Source organism: Campylobacter sp. 2018MI34 (genome assembly GCF_016598975.1).
Lineage (GTDB): Bacteria > Campylobacterota > Campylobacteria > Campylobacterales > Campylobacteraceae > Campylobacter_D.
This window is the reverse complement of record NZ_JAENKS010000246.1, coordinates 1-392: the sequence shown is the minus strand read 5'-3', so window position 1 is coordinate 392 and position 392 is coordinate 1. Positions and strand designations below refer to the sequence as shown.

At 60.7% G+C, this 392-nt stretch carries 1 protein-coding gene; it reads right to left on the bottom strand.

What is annotated here, in order from left to right:
* On the bottom strand, positions 1-210 hold a 210-nt coding region (locus JG676_RS08855; RefSeq protein ID WP_210328700.1), incomplete at its 3' end, for a hypothetical protein.
* Positions 211-392 lie beyond the last annotated feature (182 nt).

Sequence of the window (392 nt, the reverse complement as noted above, 5' to 3'; positions counted from 1 at the left end):
ACCCTGCTCGAGTCTCGATTCGAAGGCGTGGTGGAGGCCGGTGCTCGGGGAGTAGTGCAGGCCGGTGATGTGCCGCTGCCCCCGGTAGTTGTTGGGGGGGCGGATGGGCTCGAGCGTGTCGATGGGCGTCCCGGCGAGCAGTAGGGGGTGCTGGTCATCGTGGGTCTCGCCACTGCGGACGCGGTAGGTGACGCGGTAGTCTGGGGGCACGTTTCTTCTCCTGGGTGGAGAGAGCCAGACACGGGGGAGCAGGGCTGCGAATCCCTCCCACGTGTCTTTTTTTGTTGCCCGGTTTCTCCGGAGACAACTCCTCTCTCTTGGTTATGTAAATCACAGAATCGTGGCTATGTCAAGTGTAATAGCGACGGCCTGCATAATGCTTGTGTATACAC